This window comes from Ammoniphilus soli (assembly GCF_040813775.1).
The window spans coordinates 1-1,774 of record NZ_JBEGDL010000115.1; the positions used below are offsets into that span (position 1 = coordinate 1).

Annotated in this window: 4 protein-coding genes and 1 pseudogene; 4 read left to right on the forward strand and 1 reads right to left on the reverse strand. The window is 37.4% G+C overall.

Annotation, left to right across the window (positions count from 1 at the left end; translation table 11 throughout):
• Positions 1 to 120 precede the first annotated feature (120 nt).
• Positions 121 to 282: a hypothetical protein gene (locus tag ABLT31_RS38515; protein ID WP_367760999.1), complete on the reverse strand. Its 162-nt coding sequence runs from the start codon at positions 280 to 282 to the stop codon at positions 121 to 123.
• Between the two features lie 89 nt (positions 283 to 371).
• Between ABLT31_RS38515 and ABLT31_RS38520 the strand changes: the two are divergent.
• The 4 genes and pseudogenes from ABLT31_RS38520 to ABLT31_RS38535 form a co-directional block, all read left to right on the forward strand.
• Positions 372 to 608, forward strand: a pseudogene (locus tag ABLT31_RS38520) (SMI1/KNR4 family protein); the annotation flags it as partial.
• Positions 589 to 735, forward strand: coding sequence for a hypothetical protein (locus ABLT31_RS38525; RefSeq protein ID WP_367761000.1), 147 nt, complete (start codon positions 589 to 591; stop codon positions 733 to 735). The pseudogene ABLT31_RS38520 and the gene ABLT31_RS38525, both read left to right, overlap by 20 nt.
• Positions 732 to 1,136: a DUF7674 family protein gene (locus tag ABLT31_RS38530; protein ID WP_367761001.1), complete on the forward strand. Its 405-nt coding sequence runs from the start codon at positions 732 to 734 to the stop codon at positions 1,134 to 1,136. The genes ABLT31_RS38525 and ABLT31_RS38530 overlap by 4 nt, the downstream gene beginning before the upstream one ends.
• Before the next feature lie 190 nt (positions 1,137 to 1,326).
• The gene (locus ABLT31_RS38535; protein WP_367761002.1) at positions 1,327 to 1,689 is read left to right on the forward strand and encodes a hypothetical protein; all 363 of its coding nucleotides are present in this window, start codon (positions 1,327 to 1,329) and stop codon (positions 1,687 to 1,689) included.
• The last annotated feature ends 85 nt before the right edge of the window (positions 1,690 to 1,774 follow it).

Here is a 1,774-nt window from a genome sequence, read left to right on the forward strand (position 1 = left end):
AAAAACTAAGAAAACAAGAGAAAAACGGAGATATGCATTTGTTCATAGAGGGAGGATAGTTATAAATAACAAAAAAACACCGGTGGTCGGTGTTTTATAGCTGCGGCTATATCAAACGGTTTATATCTTTAGGTATTCGGCTAATTGATTGAAGGTTCCGGTAAATCCTTCCTGTATCATCTCTTGTGAAGAAAAGAAGGTTTTGATTTCTTCCTCAGTCGGGGATACGGGAACCAGAATCATTGTAAGTGTGGTTTTTCCTTCGTTCTCGATGAACTTCATGGTATTCAGGGTTTTAAGAGGCCAATTTGCGTTAAAAGGTGCACGTACAATGTTACCTTCCTCGTCAGAAAAGAAACTGGTGAGTTCGAGAGAACAAAAATATAAGAAACTATGAGGGATTTCACGATATATATTGGTCATTTGATACTCTGCTATTCTTTTCAGATGCAGGAAACGGGGATTTATTCGGATTCTCTAAAATAAACGGTGTTATTAGAAAGAATGATATATACGTCTGGAACCACGAAGATGATAGCCGTAAGTGGGTTGCTCCATCTCTCCAAAAGTTTATTGAGTGGTCACTCGATGGCAAAATTACAGTCTAATTGCGCCCTTATTCCGCTAAACGGGGATCGATTGCGCAACAAACTGGGCAGCATCCGGCAGCCTTTTTGCTGCGAAGGGCAGGATAGCTTAATGAGAATCTTATTTACTAAAGGGATGACGAAATGATGAATTTAACCTACAACAACATCGTTCAAGAAATGCTAAAAATAATCCCTCAATTGCAGCCACTTTACGACAAAGAACTTGAGAAATTATGGCAAGTAGAAGGTCTAATTCCTCCACATATAGCTTTTGGTGATATATTTAATCCATTTCTCATAAGCCTACTCCAAAAACCGCAAGAATTAACAAAAGATGATGAGAAATTACTCAGTAAAATCTTTAATTTTCTTGAGAACATGGCATTAAGTGAGGATGTCAAAATTCAAGAGGTAGTTAGCGTGACAGTTATGGCTCGTATAGGTGATGATTTAAGTATCCTGAAAAATGCCCTGAAATATATGGGGAATGAAACGAAAAAATTGTCTAAGGAAATCGAGGAGTATTACGGAAGAAAAATAATGTAAAAATCTTGTAATAGTTTGATGGTATTCCGCTAACGGGAGTCGATAGCTTCACAGAGCTACTCGATTTCTTTTTGTTTGCTCATCTAAAGGCAGGATTCTAAAAAAATGAAACTATACAATCGGATGTCTCGTCTAAATATTATGAACAGGAGGGATCTAGCTGAAATATGCAATTGTTTTTATACTTTCGTTGTTAATCATAGCCGGGTGTTCAAATACTGTACCGAGTAATCAAGAAAGAGCAAAGATAGAAAATCCTACTGCTGAAGAGATATTATCAACGAATAGGAATGCTGATATTTTTGTTGTTGAAGGCGTGGTATATTCTAACGCTGATAATGTTGATTGGGTAAAGGAACTTGATCTAAATATAGGTGAAGAAGTTATACAGATCACTAAACAAACTAATAACGGGAAGGAATTCGAAAACGGAACTGCAACCAAGTTACCAGTAGGAACTAAAATATACAATTCAGTTGAAAAGCATGGACCTATCTACATCGCAGTTGTTAATGGAAAGGAAGTGCGATATTTGGGCTTAATTGAAGGCTGAGTTACGCCCACTTGTTTGAACTAACGGGAATCGATTGTTCGATAAGTTGGGCTGCGTCCGGCAGTCCAGTTTTTGTTCTGCTAAA